General features: G+C 74.0%; 21 protein-coding genes and 1 other RNA gene. 8 read left to right on the forward strand and 14 right to left on the reverse strand.

The window, feature by feature from the left end:
- Positions 1-30 precede the first annotated feature (30 nt).
- Positions 31-1,671 carry an alkaline phosphatase D family protein gene (locus tag V4Y03_RS09145; protein WP_317875124.1) on the reverse strand — a complete coding sequence of 547 codons (1,641 nt, stop codon included), beginning with the start codon at positions 1,669-1,671 and terminating at the stop codon, positions 31-33.
- A 102-nt stretch (positions 1,672-1,773) separates the two neighbouring features.
- Between V4Y03_RS09145 and V4Y03_RS09150 the strand changes: the two genes are divergently transcribed.
- Positions 1,774-2,550 (forward strand): SDR family oxidoreductase, encoded by a 777-nt coding sequence (locus tag V4Y03_RS09150; RefSeq protein WP_332434587.1) that lies wholly within the window; start codon positions 1,774-1,776, stop codon positions 2,548-2,550.
- A 172-nt stretch (positions 2,551-2,722) separates the two neighbouring features.
- Here V4Y03_RS09150 and V4Y03_RS09155 read toward each other — a convergent pair whose 3' ends face one another.
- Positions 2,723-3,046, reverse strand: a complete 324-nt coding sequence (locus tag V4Y03_RS09155) for a nuclear transport factor 2 family protein (RefSeq protein ID WP_332434588.1) — start codon at positions 3,044-3,046, stop codon at positions 2,723-2,725.
- A gap of 171 nt (positions 3,047-3,217) precedes the next feature.
- Positions 3,218-4,192 (reverse strand): excalibur calcium-binding domain-containing protein, encoded by a 975-nt coding sequence (locus V4Y03_RS09160; RefSeq protein WP_332434589.1) that lies wholly within the window; start codon positions 4,190-4,192, stop codon positions 3,218-3,220.
- Between the two features lie 394 nt (positions 4,193-4,586).
- Here V4Y03_RS09160 and V4Y03_RS09165 point away from each other — a divergent pair, with 394 nt between their 5' ends.
- Positions 4,587-5,021, forward strand: a complete 435-nt coding sequence (locus tag V4Y03_RS09165) for a hypothetical protein (RefSeq protein ID WP_332434590.1) — start codon at positions 4,587-4,589, stop codon at positions 5,019-5,021.
- Positions 5,022-5,047: 26 nt separating this feature from the next.
- Here the strand turns inward: V4Y03_RS09165 and V4Y03_RS09170 are convergent, their stop codons facing one another.
- Positions 5,048-5,509, reverse strand: a complete 462-nt coding sequence (locus V4Y03_RS09170; RefSeq protein ID WP_332434591.1) for a VOC family protein — start codon at positions 5,507-5,509, stop codon at positions 5,048-5,050.
- Between the two features lie 201 nt (positions 5,510-5,710).
- Here V4Y03_RS09170 and V4Y03_RS09175 point away from each other — a divergent pair, with 201 nt between their 5' ends.
- Positions 5,711-6,247, forward strand: coding sequence for a DUF1203 domain-containing protein (locus V4Y03_RS09175; RefSeq protein ID WP_332434592.1), 537 nt, complete (start codon positions 5,711-5,713; stop codon positions 6,245-6,247).
- A gap of 76 nt (positions 6,248-6,323) precedes the next feature.
- Here V4Y03_RS09175 and rnpB read toward each other — a convergent pair.
- Both rnpB and V4Y03_RS09185 read right to left on the reverse strand, forming a co-directional pair.
- Positions 6,324-6,722: RNase P RNA component class A (gene rnpB / locus V4Y03_RS09180), an RNA gene on the reverse strand.
- A 122-nt stretch (positions 6,723-6,844) separates the two neighbouring features.
- Positions 6,845-8,287 (reverse strand): RNB domain-containing ribonuclease, encoded by a 1,443-nt coding sequence (locus tag V4Y03_RS09185; protein WP_332434593.1) that lies wholly within the window; start codon positions 8,285-8,287, stop codon positions 6,845-6,847.
- Positions 8,288-8,492: 205 nt separating this feature from the next.
- Between V4Y03_RS09185 and yaaA the strand changes: the two genes are divergently transcribed.
- Together yaaA and eda are read left to right on the forward strand one after the other, a co-directional pair.
- Positions 8,493-9,260: a peroxide stress protein YaaA gene (gene yaaA, locus V4Y03_RS09190; RefSeq protein ID WP_332434594.1), complete on the forward strand. Its 768-nt coding sequence runs from the start codon at positions 8,493-8,495 to the stop codon at positions 9,258-9,260.
- A 66-nt stretch (positions 9,261-9,326) separates the two neighbouring features.
- Entirely contained in the window at positions 9,327-9,995 is a 669-nt protein-coding gene (gene eda, locus V4Y03_RS09195) for a bifunctional 4-hydroxy-2-oxoglutarate aldolase/2-dehydro-3-deoxy-phosphogluconate aldolase (protein WP_332434595.1), read from the forward strand.
- Here the strand turns inward: eda and V4Y03_RS09200 are convergent.
- The 5 genes from V4Y03_RS09200 to V4Y03_RS09220 form a co-directional block, all read right to left on the reverse strand.
- Positions 9,985-10,818, reverse strand: a complete 834-nt coding sequence (locus tag V4Y03_RS09200) for a GNAT family N-acetyltransferase (protein WP_332434596.1) — start codon at positions 10,816-10,818, stop codon at positions 9,985-9,987. The genes eda and V4Y03_RS09200 overlap by 11 nt on opposite strands.
- Positions 10,819-10,882: 64 nt before the next feature.
- Entirely contained in the window at positions 10,883-12,325 is a 1,443-nt protein-coding gene (locus V4Y03_RS09205) for a bifunctional RNase H/acid phosphatase (protein WP_332434597.1), read from the reverse strand.
- Positions 12,325-13,068: a zinc ribbon domain-containing protein gene (locus V4Y03_RS09210; protein WP_317878634.1), complete on the reverse strand. Its 744-nt coding sequence runs from the start codon at positions 13,066-13,068 to the stop codon at positions 12,325-12,327. The genes V4Y03_RS09205 and V4Y03_RS09210 overlap by 1 nt, the downstream gene beginning before the upstream one ends.
- Positions 13,065-13,883 carry a Nif3-like dinuclear metal center hexameric protein gene (locus V4Y03_RS09215; RefSeq protein ID WP_317878632.1) on the reverse strand — a complete coding sequence of 273 codons (819 nt, stop codon included), beginning with the start codon at positions 13,881-13,883 and terminating at the stop codon, positions 13,065-13,067. The genes V4Y03_RS09210 and V4Y03_RS09215 overlap by 4 nt, the downstream gene beginning before the upstream one ends.
- 74 nt (positions 13,884-13,957) lie before the next feature.
- A complete protein-coding gene (locus V4Y03_RS09220) occupies positions 13,958-14,992 on the reverse strand; it encodes an ABC transporter substrate-binding protein (RefSeq protein WP_332434598.1) in 1,035 nt (344 codons plus the stop codon).
- Between the two features lie 265 nt (positions 14,993-15,257).
- Here V4Y03_RS09220 and V4Y03_RS09225 point away from each other — a divergent pair, with 265 nt between their 5' ends.
- Together V4Y03_RS09225 and V4Y03_RS09230 are read left to right on the forward strand one after the other, a co-directional pair.
- The gene (locus V4Y03_RS09225; protein WP_332434599.1) at positions 15,258-16,454 is read left to right on the forward strand and encodes a hypothetical protein; all 1,197 of its coding nucleotides are present in this window, start codon (positions 15,258-15,260) and stop codon (positions 16,452-16,454) included.
- Between the two features lie 47 nt (positions 16,455-16,501).
- Complete coding sequence (locus V4Y03_RS09230) at positions 16,502-16,636, forward strand: hypothetical protein (RefSeq protein WP_317876538.1); 135 nt, start codon at positions 16,502-16,504, stop codon at positions 16,634-16,636.
- 120 nt (positions 16,637-16,756) lie between these two features.
- Here V4Y03_RS09230 and V4Y03_RS09235 read toward each other — a convergent pair whose 3' ends face one another.
- The 3 genes from V4Y03_RS09235 to V4Y03_RS09245 are packed head-to-tail and all read right to left on the reverse strand — an operon-like array spanning position 16,757 to position 19,666.
- On the reverse strand, positions 16,757-17,698 hold the full coding sequence (locus V4Y03_RS09235) for a 3-oxoacyl-ACP reductase (protein WP_317876537.1): 942 nt from the start codon (positions 17,696-17,698) through the stop codon (positions 16,757-16,759).
- A gap of 14 nt (positions 17,699-17,712) precedes the next feature.
- Entirely contained in the window at positions 17,713-18,789 is a 1,077-nt protein-coding gene (locus V4Y03_RS09240) for a Zn-dependent alcohol dehydrogenase (RefSeq protein WP_332434600.1), read from the reverse strand.
- A 22-nt stretch (positions 18,790-18,811) separates the two neighbouring features.
- Positions 18,812-19,666, reverse strand: coding sequence for a MaoC/PaaZ C-terminal domain-containing protein (locus V4Y03_RS09245; protein ID WP_317876535.1), 855 nt, complete (start codon positions 19,664-19,666; stop codon positions 18,812-18,814).
- 275 nt (positions 19,667-19,941) lie between these two features.
- Between V4Y03_RS09245 and V4Y03_RS09250 the strand changes: the two genes are divergently transcribed.
- Positions 19,942-20,868, forward strand: coding sequence for an ABC transporter ATP-binding protein (locus V4Y03_RS09250; protein ID WP_332434601.1), 927 nt, complete (start codon positions 19,942-19,944; stop codon positions 20,866-20,868).
- Positions 20,869-20,890 lie beyond the last annotated feature (22 nt).

The following is a 20,890-nucleotide window of genomic DNA, read 5'->3' on the forward strand; positions in this document are numbered from 1 at the left end:
GCCCCGGTCAGGTGTCCCCGCGAGGCCCGGTCAGGCGGGCTTGAGGCCCGGGTCGCCCGCCTCCGTGACGAAGGAGGCGGCCGTGGTGACCGGGGCGCCCGGGGTCGTCACGTACGGCACCGTACGGAAGTCGGCGCGGGCGCCGTCCTCGCCGAGCGCCACCGTCACATAGCCGCGCCGCCCGTTGTAGAACTTCAGGTGCGGGTTGGCCTGCGTGAGCCGGTCGTAGTTGGACGGCCGGTCGGAGCCGTTCTTGCCGCTGGTGATCGAGGTGGCGACGATCTCGGTGCCGACCGTCCGCGAGGCCGGGTCGCGGAAGTCGGCCTTGATGTCGAGGCCGTAGCCGACGTGGACGTCCCCGGTGAGCACCATCAGATTCTCGACGCCGGCCGCCTCCGCGCCCGCGAGGACCCGCTGCCGGGAGGCCGGGTAGCCGTCCCAGGAGTCCATGGAGAGCGTGAAGTCGGCGGTGGAGCGGTCGCGGCGCTCGGCGAACACGACCTGCTGCGGCAGGACGTTCCAGCGGGCCCGCGAGTGCCGCCAGCCGTCGAGCAGCCAGCGCTCCTGGGCGGCGCCGGTCAGGGTGCGCGAGGGGTCCTCGGACTCGGGGCCCGGGACCTGCCAGCCGTCGCCGTACGCCTGGTCGGAGCGGTACTGGCGGGTGTCGAGGATGTCGAACTGGGCGAGCTGCCCGAAGCGCAGACGCCGGTAGAGGCGCATGTCGGGGCCCTCGGGCCGCTGGGGCGCGCGGAGCGGCTGGTGCTCCCAGTAGGCGCGGTAGGCGGCGGCCCGGCGGAGCAGGAACTCCTCCGGCGGGACGCCGTTCTCGGGGGTGTCGCCCGCGTAGTTGTTCTCGGTCTCGTGGTCGTCCCAGGTGACGACGAAGGGGTGGGCGGCGTGCGCGGCGCGCAGGTCGGGGTCGGACTTGTAGAGCGCGTAGCGGAGCCGGTAGTCGTCCAGGGTGAGCGTCTCGCGGTTGAAGACGGCCGGGAGGGTGCGGTCGGTGTAGGCGCGGGCGCCGCCGGTGGCGTTCACGGCGTACTCGTACAGGTAGTCGCCGAGGTGGAAGACGACGTCGACGTCCTCGTCCGCGAGGTGGCGGTAGGCCGTGAAGTACCCGTCGTGGTACGCCTGGCAGGAGACGGCGGCGAGCTTGAGGGCCGAGTTGCGGGCCCAGGGGGCGGGCGCGGTGCGGGTGCGGCCGACGGGGCTCGTCCAGTCCCCGACGCGGAAGCGGTAGAAGAACTCGCGGTCGGGGTCCAGGTGCTCGACCTCGACGTGGACGGAGTGCCGGAACTCCGGGTGCGCGGTGGCACGGCCGCGCCGGACGGTCCGGGTGAAGCGCTCGTCGCGGGCGAGCTCCCAGTGCACGGAGAGCCGGGCGGCCGGCAGTCCGCCGTCGGGCTCGAAGGGGCGGGGCGCGAGCCGCGTCCAGAGGAGGACGGAGCCGGGCAGCGGGTCGCCGGACGCCACCCCCAGGGTGAACGGGTCCTCGGTGACGCGCCGGCCGTCCAGCTCGGCGGCGGCCGCGGCGCCCGCCGTGGGCAACTGGGTGGCGAAGGCGAGCGCGGCGGCGGCCCCGGTGACAGTGAGGAACCGGCGCCGGTCGACATGGCGTGCTGCGGCGCGGAGTTCCTCGGAGTGCGCGGATGCGTCGTGTACGTGGTTCATGTGCCCCTCCCCAGACGGATGCTGTCCCTCCGTCATTCGAGGGGCACGGGACGACGTCCCCGGGGCGGGTACGGAACATCCACGTGTCGGAATGATGAGTTCATGGGGCACACGTCTGGCGTACGCTGCGCGCCCATGAGCATCGCAGTGGTGACGGGAGCGGGATCGGGCATCGGCCGGAGCGTGGCGCTGGCCCTGGCGGCGGCCGGCTGGTCGGTGGCCCTGGCGGGCCGCAGGGCGGCGGCGTTGGAGGAGACGGCGGCGGCCGCCCCGGCCGGGGACTTCCTGGCCGTCCCGACGGACGTGACGTCGGCGGAGGAGGTCACGGCCCTCTTCACGGCGGTACGGGACCACTACGGCCGGGTGGACCTGCTCTTCAACAACGCCGGTACGTTCGCGGGCGGCGGCGTCCCCGTCGAGGACCTGGACCCCGACACCTGGCGCGCGGTCGTCGACGTCAACCTGACGGGCGCGTTCCTCTGCGCCCAGGCGGCCTTCCGGACCATGAAGGAACAGGACCCGCAGGGCGGCCGGATCATCAACAACGGCTCGGTCTCGGCGCATGTCCCGCGCCCGCACTCGATCGCGTACACGGCGACGAAGCACGCGATGACGGGCCTCACGAAGTCCCTGTCGCTCGACGGCCGCCCGTACCGGATCGCCTGCGGCCAGCTGGACATCGGCAACGCGGCGACGGAGATGACGGCCCGCATGCAGACGGGCATCCTCCAGGCCAACGGACAACTGGCGGCGGAACCGGTGATGGACGCGGCGGACGTGGCGGCGACGGTGGTGCACATGGCGGCACTGCCGCTGGAGGCGAACGTGCAGTTCGCGACGGTGATGGCGACGGGGATGCCGTACATCGGCCGGGGGTAGGGACGCCGGCCGATGCTTGACGGGGCGGCGGTCGGTGCTGCTCGCGGCAGCGGGGGCGGGGGCGGGCCGGCCGGTCGACGACGGGGTCGGGCCTGCCGGCCGATCGGGGGCACGGTCGGGCCCCCCGGCCGGCCGGGGGGCGCGGAGCCACGCCCGGCCTTCGGCCACGGGGTCAGGCCTGCCCGGTCTCGAAGCGGGTGACCTTGCCGCCGTCGACGGCGAACCGCCACGCGGTGCGCATCTCGCCCCAGGTGTCGTTGCGGTAGCGGGCGACGAGCGCGAGCCCGCCGTCCGCCTCCGACTCGACGTCCATGTGCCCGCGCGAGGCGAACACCTCGCGGTCGAGCCACTGCCGCAGATCGCGGTCGGAGCCGTCGTCGGACATGGTCGCGCCGGGACCGAGGGCCTCGAAGAGGGCGGCCTCGTCACCGGCGTTGAGGGCGGCGACGAAGGCGCGCACGGCAGGGTCGCTGAGCTGCTTCACGGGAAGGGTCATGCCCCACCGGTACACCGCGTGCGGCCCCGCCCCGGGGAACGGGGCCGCACGGATGCCACCTATCGACGCAAGGACTCGGCCACCTGGGCCAGCGGCCCGGCCGACTCCCGCGTCGGCGCGAGGGCCCGCTCGTGGACCGGCTCGCGTGCGCCGACGGCGCCCGGTGCCCGGTCAGGACCAGTCGCAGGCCTTGCCGTCGTTGTCGCGGTCGAGGCCCGAGCGGTAGCCGGGCTGGCCTCGGTAGATCGGGGCCCTGCCGGCGGCGCGGACGGCGTCGCAGTTCTTGTAGTACGCCGAACCGCCGCCGGATCCTCCCGAACCGCTCCCGCTCCCGCTGCCACTGCCGCTCCCGGACCCGCTGCCGGACCCGCTTCCGGTGCCGGTTCCGTGGCGGTCCGGGTCCGGATCCGGGTTCAGGTGGGCGTATTCCTCGCTCGGGCAGGAGAGACCGGGGCGGGCCAGGGAGAGGCGTACGGTCACGTACGCGGGACGCTCCACGTCCTCGCCCGCCTCCGGGTCCTGGAAGCAGATCCGCCAGTCCTCATGACGGGCCGCCAGGTCCACGTCCGTGTACACGGAGGCGCCCCGGAACTCCGTGAAGCCCACCGCGCGCAGCTCCGCCGACCCCTTGGCGAAGGTCTTGCCGACCACGTCCGGCACCTTGGGGAACACCACGGCCACGCCGTCCCGCGCGGGGCAGGGGCTGCTCTTCTCGACCACGGCGAACTCGATCCTGCTCCGCCGCCCCTTTTCGGCCGTCACCGTCTCCCCCGCCGCCGGCTCCTGGAAGCAGACCTTCCAGTTGCCGTCCACGAGCTGCGTCTTGTCGTCCTCGGTCGCGTCGTGCGACCGCGTCCGGAACCCGGCCTCGTACGCCGCGCGCGACGCCGTCTCCAGGTTCTGCCCGGAGTAGTCGTCGACGACCCGCCGCACGGTGGGGGTCGGGGTCGGCGTGGGCGGGGTGTACGGCGCGAAGCCCGTCGGGAACTCCCCGGCCGGCTTCGCGTCGGCGACCGCGGGCTTGTCCGCCGGCGGATCACTGGTGCCCACGGCCACGAACCAGACGCCCGACAGCACGGTGGCGAGCACCTTCCGGCCCGGCGACCACCGGGTCCGCCAGGCGAGCACGATGCCGACCGGCGGCATCAGGAACAGACAGAAGATGACGAACCCGGGCTGCCGCCACCACCGCTCGCCGCCGGACCCGGCGGATCCGGCCGAGCCCCCCGGTCCAGCCGGACCAGCCGGTCCCCCCGGCCCCGCCGCCGCCCCGCCGTCCTTGCTCAGCGAAACCCCCGGCGGTTCGCCGGACGACACCCCGTCAGGAGCCCGGTCCCGGGCCCCGCCCCGAGCCCCACTCGCATCTCCGCCACGACCTCTGCCACCGTCCCGATCCTGCTCCACGACGCGCGGAACCTTCCCCTCCCTGACGACATCTCAGCGCCACACAGCCTATGACCTGCGTGTTCACCGCCCTCGCGCAGGGCCGTCCGGGCAGGCTCGGGTATCTGCCGCACCCGCACCCAGCCAAGGAGGAGCGATGCCGAACGCCGGCAAGGCCGTCAAGCTGTACGCGAAGGGCGCCCCGGTCGGGGTCGAGGACGGAGCCGTGGTCGGCTTCCTCGTCGAACCGGCGAGGGCGGCGGAATGGCTGGTCACCCGGGAGGACCAGGGCTTCCGCCTGACCGCGAAGGGCACGGAGGACACCATCGTCGCGGAGGGCACGGACCGCGCCCCGGCGGTCGTACGCCCCGACGACTCCCCCGCCTCCGTCTGGCGCCTCCAGCGCGTGGACGCGGACGGCGCCACCACGGTCACCTCGCTCGCGGACCTCCGGGACGGGACGTATCTGATCGACCGGAACGGCCTGGCCCTGGGCCGTGACCTGTTCGAGGACCGCTCGCTGCTCCCGAAGCGCGTCTTCGTCCGTACGGACGACCGCGAGCCCTTCTGGAGGATCGAGATCATCGACTGACCACGGCCCCGACGGAGCCACCCGCGTCAGTCGAGGCAGAACTCGTTGCCCTCGGGGTCGGTCATCACGATGAACCCCGCGCTCAGCGGAGGCTCGGGCTCGAACCGCCGCATCCGAGCGGCGCCCAGCGCGACGAGCCGCTCGCACTCGGCCTCCAGGGCCGCCATCCGCTCCTCGCCGGCCAGTCCGGGAGCCGCCCGGACGTCGAGGTGGACCCGGTTCTTGGCGACCTTGTCCTCCGGCACCTGCTGGAAGAAGACGCGCGGCCCGTTCCCTTCGGGGTCCTCGATGGCCGACTTCGAGTTGCGCTGCTCCTCGGGTACGCCGATCCGTGCGAGGAAGTCGTCCCAGGCGGCCAACGGGTCGGCGCCCTCGGGCAGTTCGACCCCGGGCGGTCCGGGATGGACGTACCCGAGGGCGTCTCGCCAGAAGGAGGACAGGGCGCGCGGGTCGTGGGCGTCGAAGGTGACCTGGAAGTGACGGCTCATCGGGGTGCTCCGTTCGTGGCGGTCGTTACGGGTGAGGGGGCGGAGACCAGAGGCGGCGCCTCCGCCCATGGGCCCACCCTGACACCGAAAGAGGTCAGATCCTGTCCGCCATGGCCGCCGCCTCGACCCTCGCCGGCCTCCCGGACCGCTCCGTCCGAATGACGCCAGCGCGGGGACCGGCGCGGACGCGACGCTGGCCGTATGAGCACCGAAGCGACGGCCACCGTCCACCCCACCGCCTACACGGCCCGCCCCATCGCTCCCACGACCCTCGCCCAGCTGCGGGTCACCGACGACGCCGGCCGGCCCTGTGCGCCGTACGCCGACACCGAGGGCGGCGCGCCACTGCGCTGCTGCCTGCGCCTTTCGGCCCCCGGCGAGCGGATCGCACTCGTCTCGTACGCGCCGCTGCGGCGCTGGGCGACCGAGACGGGGGCGGAGCCGGGCGCCTACGACGAGCAGGGCCCGGTCTTCGTCCACGCCGAGGAGTGCGGCGGCCCGGCCCCCTCGGAGACGTACCCCTTCGCCCGCGCGGGCGCGCTGCGCACCCTCCGCCGCTACGACGCGGCGGGCCGGATCGCCGGAGGCCGCCTCCTGGAAATCCCGGAAGCCACCACACAGGGCTTCGACGAAGCCCTCACGGAAGCCTTCACCGACCCGACGGTCTGCCTGGTACACATCCGCGCCGTCGAATACGGCTGCTTCCACTTCGAGGTCCGCCGCCCCTCACGGGCGTAGTTCCCTGAGCATGACCGCGGAAGGGGCCTCCGACGCAGGTCAGAGACCCTTTCCGAGGCAAAGCCCCAGGTGGGGGCAGACGAGTCGGGCTGTACGCCGGGTTCTGTGCCCCGGGACCTCGCGGTCGTCGGGGCGACGGCCATCCATCTAGGACCGGCGTTGCCGCCGGCCTCCTGCGGTCTACCCGCGGACTCGGGCGAGCAGCCCTCGAACATCCGCGCAGGGACACCGGGGTGTCCCCTCTTGACCTTGCTCCGAGTGGGGTTTACCTAGCCGCCTGAGTCACCTCAGGCGCTGGTGGTCTCTTACACCACCGTTTCACCCTTACCGGGGACCGAAGTCCCCGGCGGTCTGTTTTCTGTGGCACTGTCCCGCGGGTCACCCCGGGTGGCCGTTAGCCACCACCCTGCTCTGTGGAGCCCGGACGTTCCTCGGGAAGATCCGAGGATCTCCACGCGGCCGTCCGCCCGGCTCGTCTGCCGTGCCGACCATGCTACCCGCCGGGGGCCACGCGCTTGACCTTGCCGCAGCGCCAGGGATTCCGCCGGGCCGCATGAACCTCGCCGTCGGCGACCCGCGCGCCCCTGCTCAAGGCGCTCACGCGGGCGCGAACAGCACCTTCGCCGTCCCCGGGTCCGCCTCCGCCAGCCTGACCCGCAGCCACTCGCCCAGCGGCAGCCGGGCCGTACCGCCCTCGATGCGGGCGACGACCGCCGGGTCGTCCAGGTGGACGGTGCCGACGGCCGGTTCGCGTTCCTTCACGTCGATGACGTACGCGTCGAAGACCTCGCCGACCCGTTCCCGCAGCAGGGCCGCCTCGACGATGTCGACGCTCTCCCGCTCCACCGTGTTGGCACGGCGCGAACCGGCGGCCATCTCCTCGGGGAGGGAGAGCAGGGCGGCCCGTACCCACTCGGGCGGTTCGTCGCCCGCGACCGCCGCCACGCACAGCTCTCCCGCGTACCGGTCGACGAGGCGGCGCAGGGGCGCGGTGCAGTGCGTGTACTCGTCGGCGACGGCCGCGTGCATCGCGGGGGTGGGGATGTGGCCGTCGGTGAAGACCGTGTACCCGGCGCCGCGCAGGAGGGACGTGCACTCCTGGAGGAACGCCGCCTGGCGCGGGTCGGTGGGGTCGGCGGCGCGGACGACGTCGGCGTACGAGACGTGGTGGGGCCAGTCGACTCCGAGGGCCTGCGCCGAGCGGCGCAGCCGGGCGACGGCGCCGTCCGGGGCGGTGGGGAGGGTGCGCAGGATGCCGGTGCCCGCGGCGGTCATGAGGTCGGCGGCGGCCATGCCGGTGAGCAGGGAGATCTGGGCGTTCCAGCCGTCGGCGGGGAGCGGGGCCCGGTAGGCGAGGGAGTAGGTGTGGTCCTGCTCGACGATCTCCTGTTCGGGGACGTTGAGGGAGATCCCGCCGCGTTCCGCTTCGAGGGTTTCGCGGAGCCGGCCGATCTCGCGGAGGAGGGCCACCGGTTCCTCCGCCGTACCCGTGTCGATCCGCCGCTGCACGCCCGCGTAGTCGAGTCTGGCGCGGCTGCGGACGAGGGCGCGGCGGACGTCGGTGGCGACGCGGCGGCCCTCGGCGTCGAGGTCGATCCGCCACAGGAGGGCGGGGCGGGGCTCGCCGGGGAGGAGGCTGGCGGCGCCCTCGGAGAGCACGGCGGGGTGGAGGGGGACCTTGCCGTCGGGGAAGTAGAGGGTGAGGACGCGCCGGTGGGCCTCGGTGTCGAGGGCGGATCCGGGGGCGACGAAGGCGGCGACGTCGGCGATGGCGTAGTGGACGCGGTAGCCGCCGTCGGCCCGGCGGGCCAGGTGCATGGCCTGGTCGAGGTCGGTGGAGGTGGGCGGGTCCACGGTGAAGAAGGGCAGGTCGGTGGCGTCGTACGAGGGGAGCCGGGGGTTCTTGGCCACGGTCTCGGCCTCGGCGAGGACGGCCGGCGGGAAGTCCTCGGGGACGCCTAGCTCGGTACGGAGTGCGCGCAGGGCGGCCCGCAGCGGAGCCTCGGCTGCGCCGGTCACGTGAATGTGGCGGCGGGGCATGGACCGAGCGTATGGGGAGGGGGGAGGTGCGGCATTTCGTACGGGGACGAGGACGAGGGTGGGGAGGGGGCGGGGGTGGGGGTGGGGAGGGGGGCGGCCTCCCCTGCCGGGCCTGCCCCGCGGCTCGTACGGGACCCGGCCCCGTACCTCGTACGCTGGGCCCTCGGGGCCGCACCCCCTCCCGTACCGACGAAGGAGAACCACCGTGCTCGTGCTGTTGCCGCCCTCCGAGGGCAAGGCCTCCTCGGGGCGCGGGGCGCCGCTCAAGCCGGAGTCGCTGTCCCTGCCGGGGCTCGCCGAGGCGCGGGCGGCCGTCCTGGACGAGCTGGTCGAGCTGTGCGCGGCCGACGAGGAGAAGGCGCGCGAGGTGCTCGGACTGAGCGAGGGCCTGCGCGGCGAGGTCGCGAAGAACGTGGAGCTGCGGACGGCGGGCGCGCGGCCCGCCGGGGAGATCTACACGGGCGTGCTCTACGACGCGCTGGGTCTGGCGACCCTGGACGCGGCGGCGAAGCGACGGGCCGGGCGGTCCCTGCTGGTGTTCTCGGGGCTCTGGGGCGCGGTCCGGGTGACCGACCGGATTCCCTCGTACCGCTGCTCGATGGGGGTCAGGCTGCCGGGGCTCGGCGCGCTCGGCGGGCACTGGCGGGGCGCGATGGCCTCCGTGCTTCCCGAGGCCGCCGGTGACGGTCTCGTCCTTGACCTGCGCTCGTCGGCGTACGCGTCGGCGTGGAAGCCGAAGGGCGAGGTGGCGGCGCGGACGGCGACGGTACGGGTGCTGTACGCGCCGACCCGGAAGGTCGTCAGCCACTTCAACAAGGCGACGAAGGGCCGGATCGTCCGGAGTCTGCTGGAGGCGGGCGCGGTGCCGGGTTCGCCGGAGGAGCTGGTGGTGGCGCTGCGGGACCTCGGGTACGTGGTGGAGGAGAGCGGGAAGCCGGGGGCGCTCGACGTGCTGGTGGACGAGATCCACTAGGGCCCACATTGCACCCTGCGCAACGATCGTTGCGTGGGGCGTTCCTTCATGGGCAGGATGAGGCCCATGCCGACGAGCGTGTTCGACCTTGTCCCCGGAACCCCCGTCGTCCCGGTCGTGGTGATCGAGGACGCCGCCGATGCCGTACCCCTCGCCCGGGCCCTGGTCGCCGGCGGGCTGCCGCTCGTCGAGGTCACCCTGCGCACACCGGCCGCGCTCGACGCCGTCCGGGCGATCGGCGCCGAGGTGCCGGAGGCGGTCGTCGGCGTGGGGACGGTCGTCTCGGCCGCCGGGGTCGCCGACGCGGTCGGCGCGGGGGCCCGGTTCCTGGTCAGCCCCGGCTGGACCGGGCGGCTGCTCGCCGCGATGCGGGAGTCGGGCGTGCCGTTCCTGCCGGGCGTCTCGACGGCCTCGGAGGTCGTGGCCCTGCTCGAACAGGGCGTGGAGTCGATGAAGTTCTTCCCGGCCGAGGCGGCGGGCGGCGTCCCGTACCTCAAGTCCCTCGCGGGGCCGCTCCCCCGGGCCCGCTTCTGCCCGACCGGCGGCGTCTCCCGCGCCTCCGCCCCCGGCTATCTGTCCCTGCCGAACGTCGGCTGCGTCGGCGGTACGTGGATGCTGCCGCCCGACGCCCTCGCCGCCCGCGACTGGGCGCGGGTGGAGACGCTGGCGCGGGAGGCGGCGGGGTTGCGGGGGCCGGGGAGCCACGGCGGCCCCGGGGGGCCCGTCAGCGGGTGAGACCTGTGAGCCGCGCGTCCAGGTGGTCGGTCACCGGGCGGTAGCCGAGGCGGCGGTAGAGGGCGTTGCTGGTGGGGTTGGCGAGGTCCGTGAAGAGCAGCACATGGGCGGCGCCCGTGCCTTGGGCGAGGCGGCTGACCGCCGTGGTGATGCCCGCCGCGTATCCCCGTCCGCGGTAGGCGGAGGGCGTGTGGACGAGGTGGACGCGGGCCTGGCCCTCGATCGTGCGGGAGGTGCTCGCCATGGACACCGGGCGGCCGTCGGGGGTCTCCCAGAGGAGCAGGCGGCCCTCGGAGATCCGGTCCGTGACCGGCGCGGTGAAGTCCCTGGCGTCGACGTCCTCCCCGACGTCCCGGGCGAACTCCCGCGCCCAGGCGGCGGCCAGCGGGATGTCGGCCGGACCGGCCACGCGCGCGCGTCCCGCGGGCGCGGGGTCGGGCGGAGTGAGCGTACCGAGCCGGAAGAGCCGCAGCCGGACGACGGGCCTCCAGCCCCCACCGAACGCCTCGGCGAACGCCGCCGCACACGCCTCGACGGGACCGGTCTCGCCCCGCACGGCGGTCGGCGCGCCCCCTGCGGCCGGTTCCTGGGTCGCCAGGGCCCGTACCGCCTCCGTCGTCACCGTGCCGAGGACGACCACGCGGGGCGCCGTGACCGCGAGGACGCCCGTGACCCTGCCGTCCTCGGGTTCGGTCCACCAGCCGAGGCGGTCCGCCGCGGCCATGAGGGTGAGGACTCCGGTGTTACGGGCCGGCTCGGCGGCCAGCAGGGGCGCCGCGGACGCCCGGAACACCTCGGGGTCTTCGGTGAAGTGCCACGTCATGGACCCCGATGGTGGTACGGGGCCGGGGCCCCGCGCCACCCCTTTCCCGCCGCGGCGCCCGCGCCTACCGGAGGTGCGAGGTGTCGTTGAGGAGCCGTACCGACGCGTTGCCGTCCGCGTAGTACGCCACCGCCGAGAGCGACGCCGCCGACAGCTCCATCCGGAACAGCGATTCCGGCGGCGCCCCGAGGGCCAGCCGGACCAGGGTCTTGATCGGCGTGACGTGGGTGACGAGGAGGACCGTACGGCCCGCGTACGCGGCCGTCAGCCGGTCCCGGGTCGCGGCGACCCGCCGGGCGACGGTCGCGAAGCTCTCGCCCCCGCCCGTCGGCGCGGCCTTCGGCGAGGCCAGCCAGGCGTCCAGGTCCTCCGGGTGGCGCTCGCGCGCCTCCCCGAAGGTCAGTCCCTCCCACGCGCCGAAGTCGGTCTCGCGCAGGCCCTGCTCGATCCGTACGTCGAGCCCGAGGCGGGCGGCGACGGCGGCGGCGGTCTGGCGGCAGCGGGCGAGGGGCGAGCTGACGATCTCCTGGATGGTGCCGCGCGCGGCGAGCGCCTCCGCGACGGCCTCGGCCTGCCGCAGTCCCGCCGCCGACAGCTCGGGGTCGCTCCCCCCGCTCCCCGAGAACCGCTTCTCGGGCGTGAGCGCGGTCTCGCCGTGCCGCAGCAGCACGAAGGTCGCGGGCGCTCCCATGTCGGGCCCGGCCCAGCCCTGCCGGGGCGCGGCACCGGCCTGCGCGGGTGCGGCAGCCGTACCACCGGTCGCGGGGGCGGCGGGCGACTCGCCCGTCAGGGGTGCCGTCTCCTCGGTGGCGAACAGGCCGTCGTCCGGAAGGGCGTCCGGGGTCGTCGGGCGCGCCACCGAACCGGGCCAGGCACCCGTACCCGTACCCGCGCTTACGGACACGCCCGAGCCCGCGGCCCCGCCCGTCCCCGTAGCCCCACCCGCCAGCAGGGCCGCGCGCGCACGTGCCGCGCCCGCCGTCGCGTCGCCCGGAGGGCCCGACGCCGGCGGGGTCGCCGCGTTGCGGGCGGCCACCGCGTCCAGGCCCGCCGTCGACGACGACGGCTCCCACTGGCGGCCCCGCTTGCCCGCGTCCATCGCCTCGTTCGCGAGCCGGTCCGCGTGCTTGTTCCGTTCGCGGGGGATCCACTCGTAGCGGACCCGGCCCGCCGGGTAGACCCGGCCCGCCTCGGCCGCGAGCGGCTTCATGTCCGGGTGCTTGATCTTCCAGCGGCCGGACATCTGCTCGACGACCAGCTTGGAGTCCATCCGGACGTGGACGTCGGCGTCCGGGAAGAGTGCCCGGGCGGCTTTCAGGCCCGCGACCAGGCCCTTGTACTCGGCGACGTTGTTCGTCGCCACACCGATGTACTCGGCCGCCTCCGCGAGCGTCTCGCCCGTCACGGGGTCCAGGACGACCGCCCCGTAACCGGCGGGTCCCGGATTGCCCCGGGACCCCCCGTCGGCCTCGACGATCAGCTCGCGCGGAGGCGTCGTGGCCGGCATTACAGGCCGGACTCCGAGGTGCGGACGAGGATGCGGCGGCAGTTCTCGCAGCGGAGGACCGTGTCCTTGGCGGCGGCGCGGACCTCGTTCACCTCGGTGATGTTGAGCTCGATGTGGCAGCCCTCGCACTTGCGCTGGTACAGCCGGGCCGCGCCGACGCCGCCCTGCTGCTCGCGCAGCTTCTCGTACAGCTTGAGGAGGTCGGCGGGGACGGAGCCCGCGACGAGCTGGCGCTCCTTCGTCACGGACGCGGCCTCGGCGTCCAGCTCGCCCTCGGCGGCGTCGCGGCGGGCGGTGGCGTCGTCGGTCTTGGCCTGGACGGCGGAGACCCGCTCGGTCAGCTCGGCCAGGCGCTCCTGGGCGGACTCGCGGCGCTCCATGACCTCGAGGACGATCTCCTCCAGGTCGCCCTGGCGCTTGGCGAGGGAGACGATCTCGCGCTGGAGGTTCTCCAGGTCCTTCGGGGAGGACACGGTGCCGGAGTCCAGGCGCTGCTGGTCGCGCGCGGCCCGCTGGCGGACCTGGTCGACGTCCTGCTCGGCCTTGGTCTGCTCGCGGCCGCAGTCGCTCTCCTCGGTCTGCGCGGCGACGAGCAGGTCGCGCAGCTGGGTGAGGTCCTTGTTCAGCGACTCGATCTCGGCGTGCTCGGGGAGCGAGCCGCGCTTGTGCGCGAGCTGCTGGAGGCGGACGTCCAGCGACTGGACGTCGAGGAGGCGGATCTGGTCGGCGGGCGCGGCGTTCAGTTGGGGGCTCCAGGGGAGGTGTGGTGGGAGGACCAGGGGTCGGTGACCGTCTTCGAGACGTGGACGCGGAGGTCCCAGCCGTGACGGTCGGAGATCGCGTCGAGCTGGGCGGCGGCCTGCTCGCACCAGGGCCATTCGGTCGCCCAGTGGGCGGCGTCGACCAGGCCGAGGGGTGACTGCTGGGTGGCCTCGGAGACGGGGTGGTGGCGCAGGTCGGCGGTGAGGAAGGCGTCCACGCCGGCGGCCCGCACGGCCTCGAAGAGGCTGTCGCCGGAGCCGCCGCTGACGGCGACGCGGCGCACGGTCATGCCGGGGTCTCCGGCGACCCGGATGCCCTGCGCGGTCGCGGGCAGCCGCTTCGCGGCGCGCGCGGCGAACGCGGCGAGGGTCTCGGGCGGGTCGAGCTCGCAGATCCGGCCGAGGTTGTTCTCGGGGACGAGGGGGCCCGTGACGCGGAGGTCGAGCGCGCCGGCGAGGGCGTCGGAGACGCCGGGGTCGGCGGTGTCGGCGTTGGTGTGCGCGACGTGCAGGGCGATGTCGTGCTTGATCAGACCGTGCACGACCCGGCCCTTGAAGTGGCCGGCGGCGACCGTCGTCGTACCGCGCAGATAGAGCGGGTGGTGGGTGACGACCAGGTCGGCCCCGAGGGCGATGGCCTCGTCGACGATGTCCTGGACGGGGTCGACGGCGAAGAGGACGCGGCCGACCTCGGCGTCGGGGTCACCGCAGACGGTGCCGACGGCATCCCAGGACTCGGCCCGCTCTGGAGGCCAGAGGGCGTCGAGCTCGGCGATGACTTCAGACAGACGGGGCACGAGGAAAGGCTACCTGTCCTCCGTGCCCCGCCGTCCGGCCCGGTCCCCGGGCGTACCGGTGCCCTGCCCTGCGGCTACTTGACCAGGTCCGCGCGCAGGTCGTCGAGGACGCTGTTCGCGGCCGTCACGCCGAGGCCCAGGTACCAGGTCTCGTCCGGGACGTCCTTGGCCTGGCCGGCCTTGACGGCCTTGAGGTTCTTCCAGAGCGGGTTGGCCTGGGCGGTGTCCTTCTTGGTGGCCTTGGCGTCGCCGTACACGCCGGTGAAGATCCAGTCGGCGTCGGCCTCGTCGATCTTCTCGGGGCTGATCTCGGCGGCCAGCTCGTCGATCTGCTGGTTCTTGGGCCGCGGCAGGCCGGTGTCCTCCAGGATCGTACCGATGAAGGAGGCCTTGGCGTAGAGGCGGATCTTGCCGGGGAGGTAGCGGACCATGGAGACGGTGGGCTTGTTCGGTCCGATGTCCGTGCCGAGCTGCTTCGCCTTGGTCTCGTACGCGGCGAGCTTCGTCTTCGCCTCGGCGGTCTTGTCGAGCGCGGCGGCGTTGAGGAGGTAGTTCTCCTTCCAGGTGAAGCCCGGGCGGATGGAGAACACGGTCGGCGCGATCTTCGACAGCTCGTCGTACTTGTCGGCGGCGCGGAGCTGGCTGCCGAGGATCAGGTCGGGCTGGAGGTTGGCGATGGCCTCCAGGTTCAGGTTGTTGATGGTGCCGACCGACTTGGGGCTGCCGGCGTCCTTCTTGAGGTAGCCGGGGATGCCGTCGTCGCCCTCGGAGGGGGCGTAGCCGACGGGCTGGATGCCCAGGGAGACGACGTTGTCGAGCTCGCCGACGTCGAGGACGACGACCCGCTTGGGGGCGGCCTTCAGCTCGGTCGTGCCGAGGGCGTGGGTGAGGGTGCGCGGGAACTGGCCCGGCTTCGCGTCGGTGCCCATGGCCGCGGTCTTGGCGGCGGCGTCGCCGAAGTCCTTGCCGCCGGTGGCGACGTCCTTCTTCTTGGTCGTGTCCTCCTTCTCGGAGGCGTCGGATCCTCCGTCTCCTCCTCCGCAGGCCGCGAGCGAGAGCGCGGCGGCGAGGGCGAGGACGGCGGCGGTGCCGCGGCGGCGGAGGGACATGAGAAGGCTCCTGTACGGGTCCTGGCGGGGATACGGGCGCGACCGCGCGGAGTCCGGGGAGGGGTGGGCCGTCCGGGTGAACGACCGGACCCCCAGGATCCGCTTAGGTTCGCCTTACCTTACTCACCACCGGCCACTCCAGCACAACCGCCCCCCAGGGCTCAGCAGAACCGCCGCACGGCCACCCTTATGTGTGAAGTGACCCGGCTCGTGTTGTTCGGCTGGAAGGGCGAAAACTAGCTTCGTGGCCGGAGGTGACGAGTCGATGACAGCGTGTGCCATCGAGACCACGGCCGAGGACGACGATCGCGGCGACCACCGCGACGCCGGCCGCGGCGGGGAGCGCCCCGGCGGCGCGGCCCGGCCGACGGGTTTCACGATCACGGCGAACGGCGCGTACGCGGCCAGGCTCGCGGGCGCCGGGGACGCCCTGTACGCGGAGCGGTGGACCCTCGACGGCCCCGAGCCGTACGCCGTGCCGCTCCCCCTCGGCCAGCCGGAGGAGCCGGGCACCCAGCTGCTGCCCCTCGCGGACGGCCGGGTGCTCGTCGCCCGCCGGGTGGACGGGCGGCGGAACACGTTCTCGCTGCTCTACCCCACCGGCCCGGCCACCGGGGAGCTCCAGCTCGGCGCGGTCGAGGCCCCCGGCTCCGAGCGGCTGGTGCTGCTGCCGCCCTCCCCGGACGGCATCTGCGCGTACGCGATGTGCGTCGGCCCCGACACCACCACGCTGTGGCTGGTCGCGGGCGGCGCCTTCGGCCCCGAGCAGGTGGCGGAGATCAAGGGCCGCTGCTCGGGCGGGGTCTGGCTGGACCGTACGGGCCGGATACTGGCGCTCGACCGGCGGCTGGACGACGGGCCGGTGAAGGCCGTCACCGTCGACCTGGAGCGGGGCGGGGAGGTGACGCCGCTGCTCCAGATCACCGAGGACAGCGACGACCGGCTGCTCCTCGCGGACCCGGACAGCGGGCTGCTCCTGATCCGCTCCGACGCGCCCTCGCCGGGGCACGACCGGCTCGGCTGGGGCGTGCTCGGGAGCCTGCGGCCGGTGCGGTTCCCCGAGTGCCTGCGGCTCGACGACGCGGCGCTGACGCCGTTCGCCGTGCAGCCGGGGCAGGTGCTGATGCCGGAGAGCTGCGCGGTGGCACTGCGGATCGACGCGGCGGGCGGCAGCTGGGTGGGCACCTGGCAGCCCTCGTCCCGGCGGCTCGGCCAGCTGGCCGCGCCCGCGGGCTGGCTGGCCGGGGCGGGGCTGTGGACGGCCGGGGGCGTGCTGCGGCTGCCGTACGCGACGGCCGGGGCGCCGTGCGGGCTCGCGGACGTGGAGGCGCCGCCGGAGCCCGGGCCGGAGCCGGAGTGCGCGGCCGGGCCCGAGCCGGTGGCGGTCGCCGAGGAGCCCCGGGTGTGCCGCCCGGTGCCCTTGCGGGAGGCTCCGCTGACCGATCGCAAACCCGCTGGTTAGACTCACGGCCGCACATCAAGAGCAATACGTACGGGGTGAGTTCCAGCATGTCCGATGCAAGCACGGAGGGTACGGAGTCGAACGGCTCCGGGAAGCACCGCGGTGAGTCCTCGCCGGCGGAGGACTCCACGTCCTCGCCGCACGGCAGGCACCGCCGCGAGGCCGAGGCCCACGCGCGGTAGGAAGTGAGAGGCGAAGGGCCCCGGGGTCTCCCCCGGGGCCCTTCGCCTTCCCCACCACCACCCCCGCGGCCGGGCTCTTCCCCCGCCCCCGAAGCCGGGCTTCTCCGCCACCCCCGTGGCTCAGCCCTTCTTCAGCCCCAGCACCTCCGACGCCGCGAAGGTCTCGCCCGCCGGGCGGGAGGCGTAGTGCGGGGTCAGGAGGCCGTCCAGTTCCTCGTACGTGAACGCCTCCTTCGCCGTGTCGAACTTGGCCGACACCTTCGGCCGGTCGACCACCGCGACCATCCCGCCGTGCACGACGAGCAGCTGGCCGTTGACCCCGGCCGCCGCAGGGGAGGCCAGATAGCCGACGAGCGGGGCCACGTGCTCCGGGGACAGCGGGTCGAGGTCGCCCTCCGCCGGTTCACCGAAGCCCGCGAAGACGTCTTCGGTCATCCGGGTCCTGGCCCGGGGGCAGATGGCGTTGGCCGTCACCCCGTACCGGGCGAGCGCCAGCGCCGACGACGTGGTCAGGCCCACGATGCCGCCCTTGGCCGCCGCGTAGTTGGGCTGTCCTGCCGAGCCCGCGAGGAAGGCCTCGGAGGAGGTGTTGACGATCCGGCCGTAGACTCCGGCCTCCCCCGCCTTCGACCGGGTCCTCCAGTGCACCGACGCGAAGTGGGTGGTGTTGAAGTGGCCCTTGAGGTGGACCCGTACGACCGAGTCCCACTCGTCCTCGGTCATCGAGAAGACCATCCGGTCGCGCAGGATGCCCGCGTTGTTGACGAGGACGTCCAGCTTGCCGAACTCGCTGACGGCCAGGTCGACCAGGGCCCGCGCGGTCTCGAAGTCGGAGACGTCGCCGAGGTGGGCGACCGCCCGGCCGCCGGCCGCGCGGATCTCCTCCGCGACCTCCTCGGCGGGCGCGGCGGACGCGGCGCCCGAGCCGTCGCGGCCGGGCTGGCCGTAGTCGTTGACGACGACGGCGGCGCCGAGCCGGGCGAGTTCCAGGGCCTCGGCGCGGCCGAGTCCCCGGCCGGCGCCGGTGACGATCGCGCTCAGTCCCTCAAGAGGGAGTGACATGGGGCGGGTTCCTCTCAGATCTCGATGCAGGTGCGCAGGGCGGCGCCCGTACGCATCTGCTCCAGGGCCTCGTTGATGCCCGCGAGCGGTACGCGGTGGGTGATGAGGGACTCCAGGTCGATGCGGCCGGCCCGCCAGAGCGCGATGGCCCGCTCGTACGAGCGGATCACGTCGCCGCCGCCGTACATGGAGGGCAGGATGCGCTTCTCGTCGAAGAAGAGCTCGAACATGTTGAGCTGGAGGAAGTCGTCGAGGGCGCCCGCGCCGACGACGCAGAGGGTGCCGCCGCGCCGGGTCGTCTCGTACGCGGTCCGCGCGGTGGCGGACTTGCCGACGACCTCGAAGACGTAGTCGAAGCCCTCGCCGCCGGTGATCCGCTGCTTGGCGTCGGCGAGCGCGTCGGGGGCGACCGCCTCGGTGGCGCCGAAGCGCAGCGCGGCCTCGCGGCGGGACTCGACGGGGTCGACGGCGACGATCTGGGCGGCGCCCTGGAGCTTGGCGCCCTGGATCGCGGAGATGCCGACGCCGCCGCAGCCGATGACGGCGACCGACGAACCGGCCTCCACCTTGGCGGTGTTGATGGCCGCGCCGAGGCCGGTGGTGACGCCGCAGCCGATGAGGGCGGCGATGTCGAAGGGCACGTCGTCGGGGATCGGGACGGCGCAGCCCGCGTCGACGACGACCTCCTCGGTGAAGGTGCCGGTGCCGGCGAAGCCGAAGACGTCTCCGCCGGGGCGCTTGAAGTTGGGGGTGCCGGCGTTCATGAACCCGGCGAGGCACAGCTGTGTCTGGCCGCGCTTGCAGGCGGCGCAGCTGCCGCAGGCGGGCAGCCAGCAGAGCAGCACCCGCTGGCCCTGGCTGAGTCCGGTGACGCCGTCGCCGACGTCGAGGATCTCGCCGGCGCCCTCGTGGCCGGGGATGAAGGGGGCGGGCTGCGGGAGGACGCCGTTCATCGCGGAGACGTCGGAGTGGCAGAGGCCGGTGGCCCGGATCCGGATCTTCACCTTGCCGGGGCCGAAGCCCACCGCCTCGACGTCGTCGAGGACTTCGAGTTTGTCCTGGCCGATCTCGTGCAGTACGGCTGCGCGCATGGTGCGGCTCCAATCAGACGGGTCAGGAGTGCTCGACGACGGTGTCGGCGAGTACGGGTGCGTCGTCGCGCTCCACGGCGGTGACCGTCACCTGCACGCGGCCCTCGTCGGTCCACATCCGGATGCGCAGGGTCTCGCCGGGGAAGAAGATCCCGGCGAATCGGGTGCGGTACGAGCGGACGCGGGTGACGTCGCCGCCGAGCACCGTGTCCACCACCGCCTTGAGCGTCATGCCGTACGTGCAGAGTCCGTGCAGGATCGGCCGGTCGAATCCGGCGAGTCCGGCGAACTCGGGGTCGGCGTGGAGCGGGTTCCAGTCGCCGGAGAGGCGGTACAGCAGCGCCTGGTCCTCCCGTACGGGCCGCTCGACGGTCTTGTCGGGCTCGCGGGCGGGGATGTCGAGGCGCTCGGAGGGGCCCCGGTCGCCGCCCCAGCCGCCCTCGCCCCGGACGAAGATCTGGGCGTCGCTGGTCCAGAGCGGTCCTTCGGCGTCGGAGGCCTCGGAGCGCAGGACGAGGACGGCGGCCTTGCCCTTGTCGTACACGGCGGCGACGCGCGAGGTGGAGACGGCGCGGCCGGAGACGGGGACGGGGCGGTGGAGCGTGACCGACTGGCCGCCGTGCAGGACGGCGGCGAGGTCGATGTCGATGCCGGGGGCGGAGAGGCCGCCGACGACGCCCATGCCCGCGCCCGCGACGGTCGCGAAGCTGGGCAGGACGTGGAGGCGGGATTCGAGGGTGTAGCGCAGCTCGCCGGGGTCCGTCGCCGGGACACCGGCGCCCAGTCCCAGGTGGTAGAGCTGGACGTCCTTGTGGTCCCAGGAGATCTCGGCGCTGCGGGGTTCGGCGGCGACGGCCTTGGCGGGGTCGATGGGCATCGGGCTGCTGCTCCTCGTGGCGGGGAAGACCTCGGCACGGCCGTCCGCACCGTCGGCCGCACCGAGGCCGTGCGGGGACCGTCCCGTACGCGGCCGTTCTAGAACGCGTTCTAGGTCGGTGGACCCCATGTATAGCCGAGGCGGGGGAAGTTGTGAACCCTCCCGGCGGCGCTCAACTGACGCAGCGTCAGAAACAGCACCCGGGACATTTGTCACGGCCAGGTCCGTACACGCGCGCCTGCCGCCCGGAGCCCCCGGTTCGTAGCGTCGTACCCATGAAGAAGGACACGAACGCACCGGCGGTCGGCTTCCGGGCCGCGACCAAGACCTTCGGCGCCGTCCGCGCCGTCGACGGACTCGACCTCACCGTCCCGCGCGGCGAGACCGTGGCACTGCTCGGCCGCAACGGCGCCGGGAAGTCCACCGCCATCAGCCTCCTCCTCGGCCTCGACACGCCCGACGGCGGCCTGGTCGAGCTGTTCGGCGGGGCCCCGGACGCCGCCGTGGCCGCCGGCCGGGTCGGCGCGATGCTCCAGGAGGGCCGCGCGGTCCCCCGGGTCACCGTCCGGGAGCTGGTCTCCTTCGTCGCCCGCACCTACCCGGCGCCGATGCCGGTCGCGGAGGCCCTGGCGCTGGCCGGCCTCACCGGGCTGGCGGGCCGCCGGGTCGACCGGCTGTCGGGCGGCCAGACCCAGCGGGTCCGGTTCGCCGTCGCGCTGGTCGGGAACCCGGAGCTGATCGTCCTGGACGAGCCGACGGCCGCCCTGGACGTCGAGGCCCGCCGGGAGTTCTGGGACTCCATGCGCGGCTACGCCCGCCGGGGCAACACCGTCCTGTTCTCCACCCACTACCTGGAGGAGGCGGACGCGTACGCCGACCGGATCGTCGTCCTCGACGCCGGCCGCGTTCTCGCCGTCGGCACCAGCGAGGAGCTGAAGCGGGCCGCCGGCGGCAGCCTCGTCTCCTTCGACCTGGCGGGCGGCCCGACGGACTGGCTGGACCTGCTGCCCGGCGTCACCTCGTACGAGATCAGGGGCGACCGCGCCCGGCTGCGTACCGACGACTCCGACGCCACCGTCCGCGCGCTCGCCGAGCGGGACGCGATCCGGGCCCTCGAAGTCACCCCGGTCTCGCTCGACGACGCCTTCCTCGCCCTCACCCTGGCCCAGCGGCCCCTCGGCACCCTGGAGACGGCCCGATGAACACCACGAGCACCACGAACAC

The sequence above is a fragment of the Streptomyces sp. P9-A4 genome (genome assembly GCF_036634195.1).
Classification (GTDB): domain Bacteria; phylum Actinomycetota; class Actinomycetes; order Streptomycetales; family Streptomycetaceae; genus Streptomyces.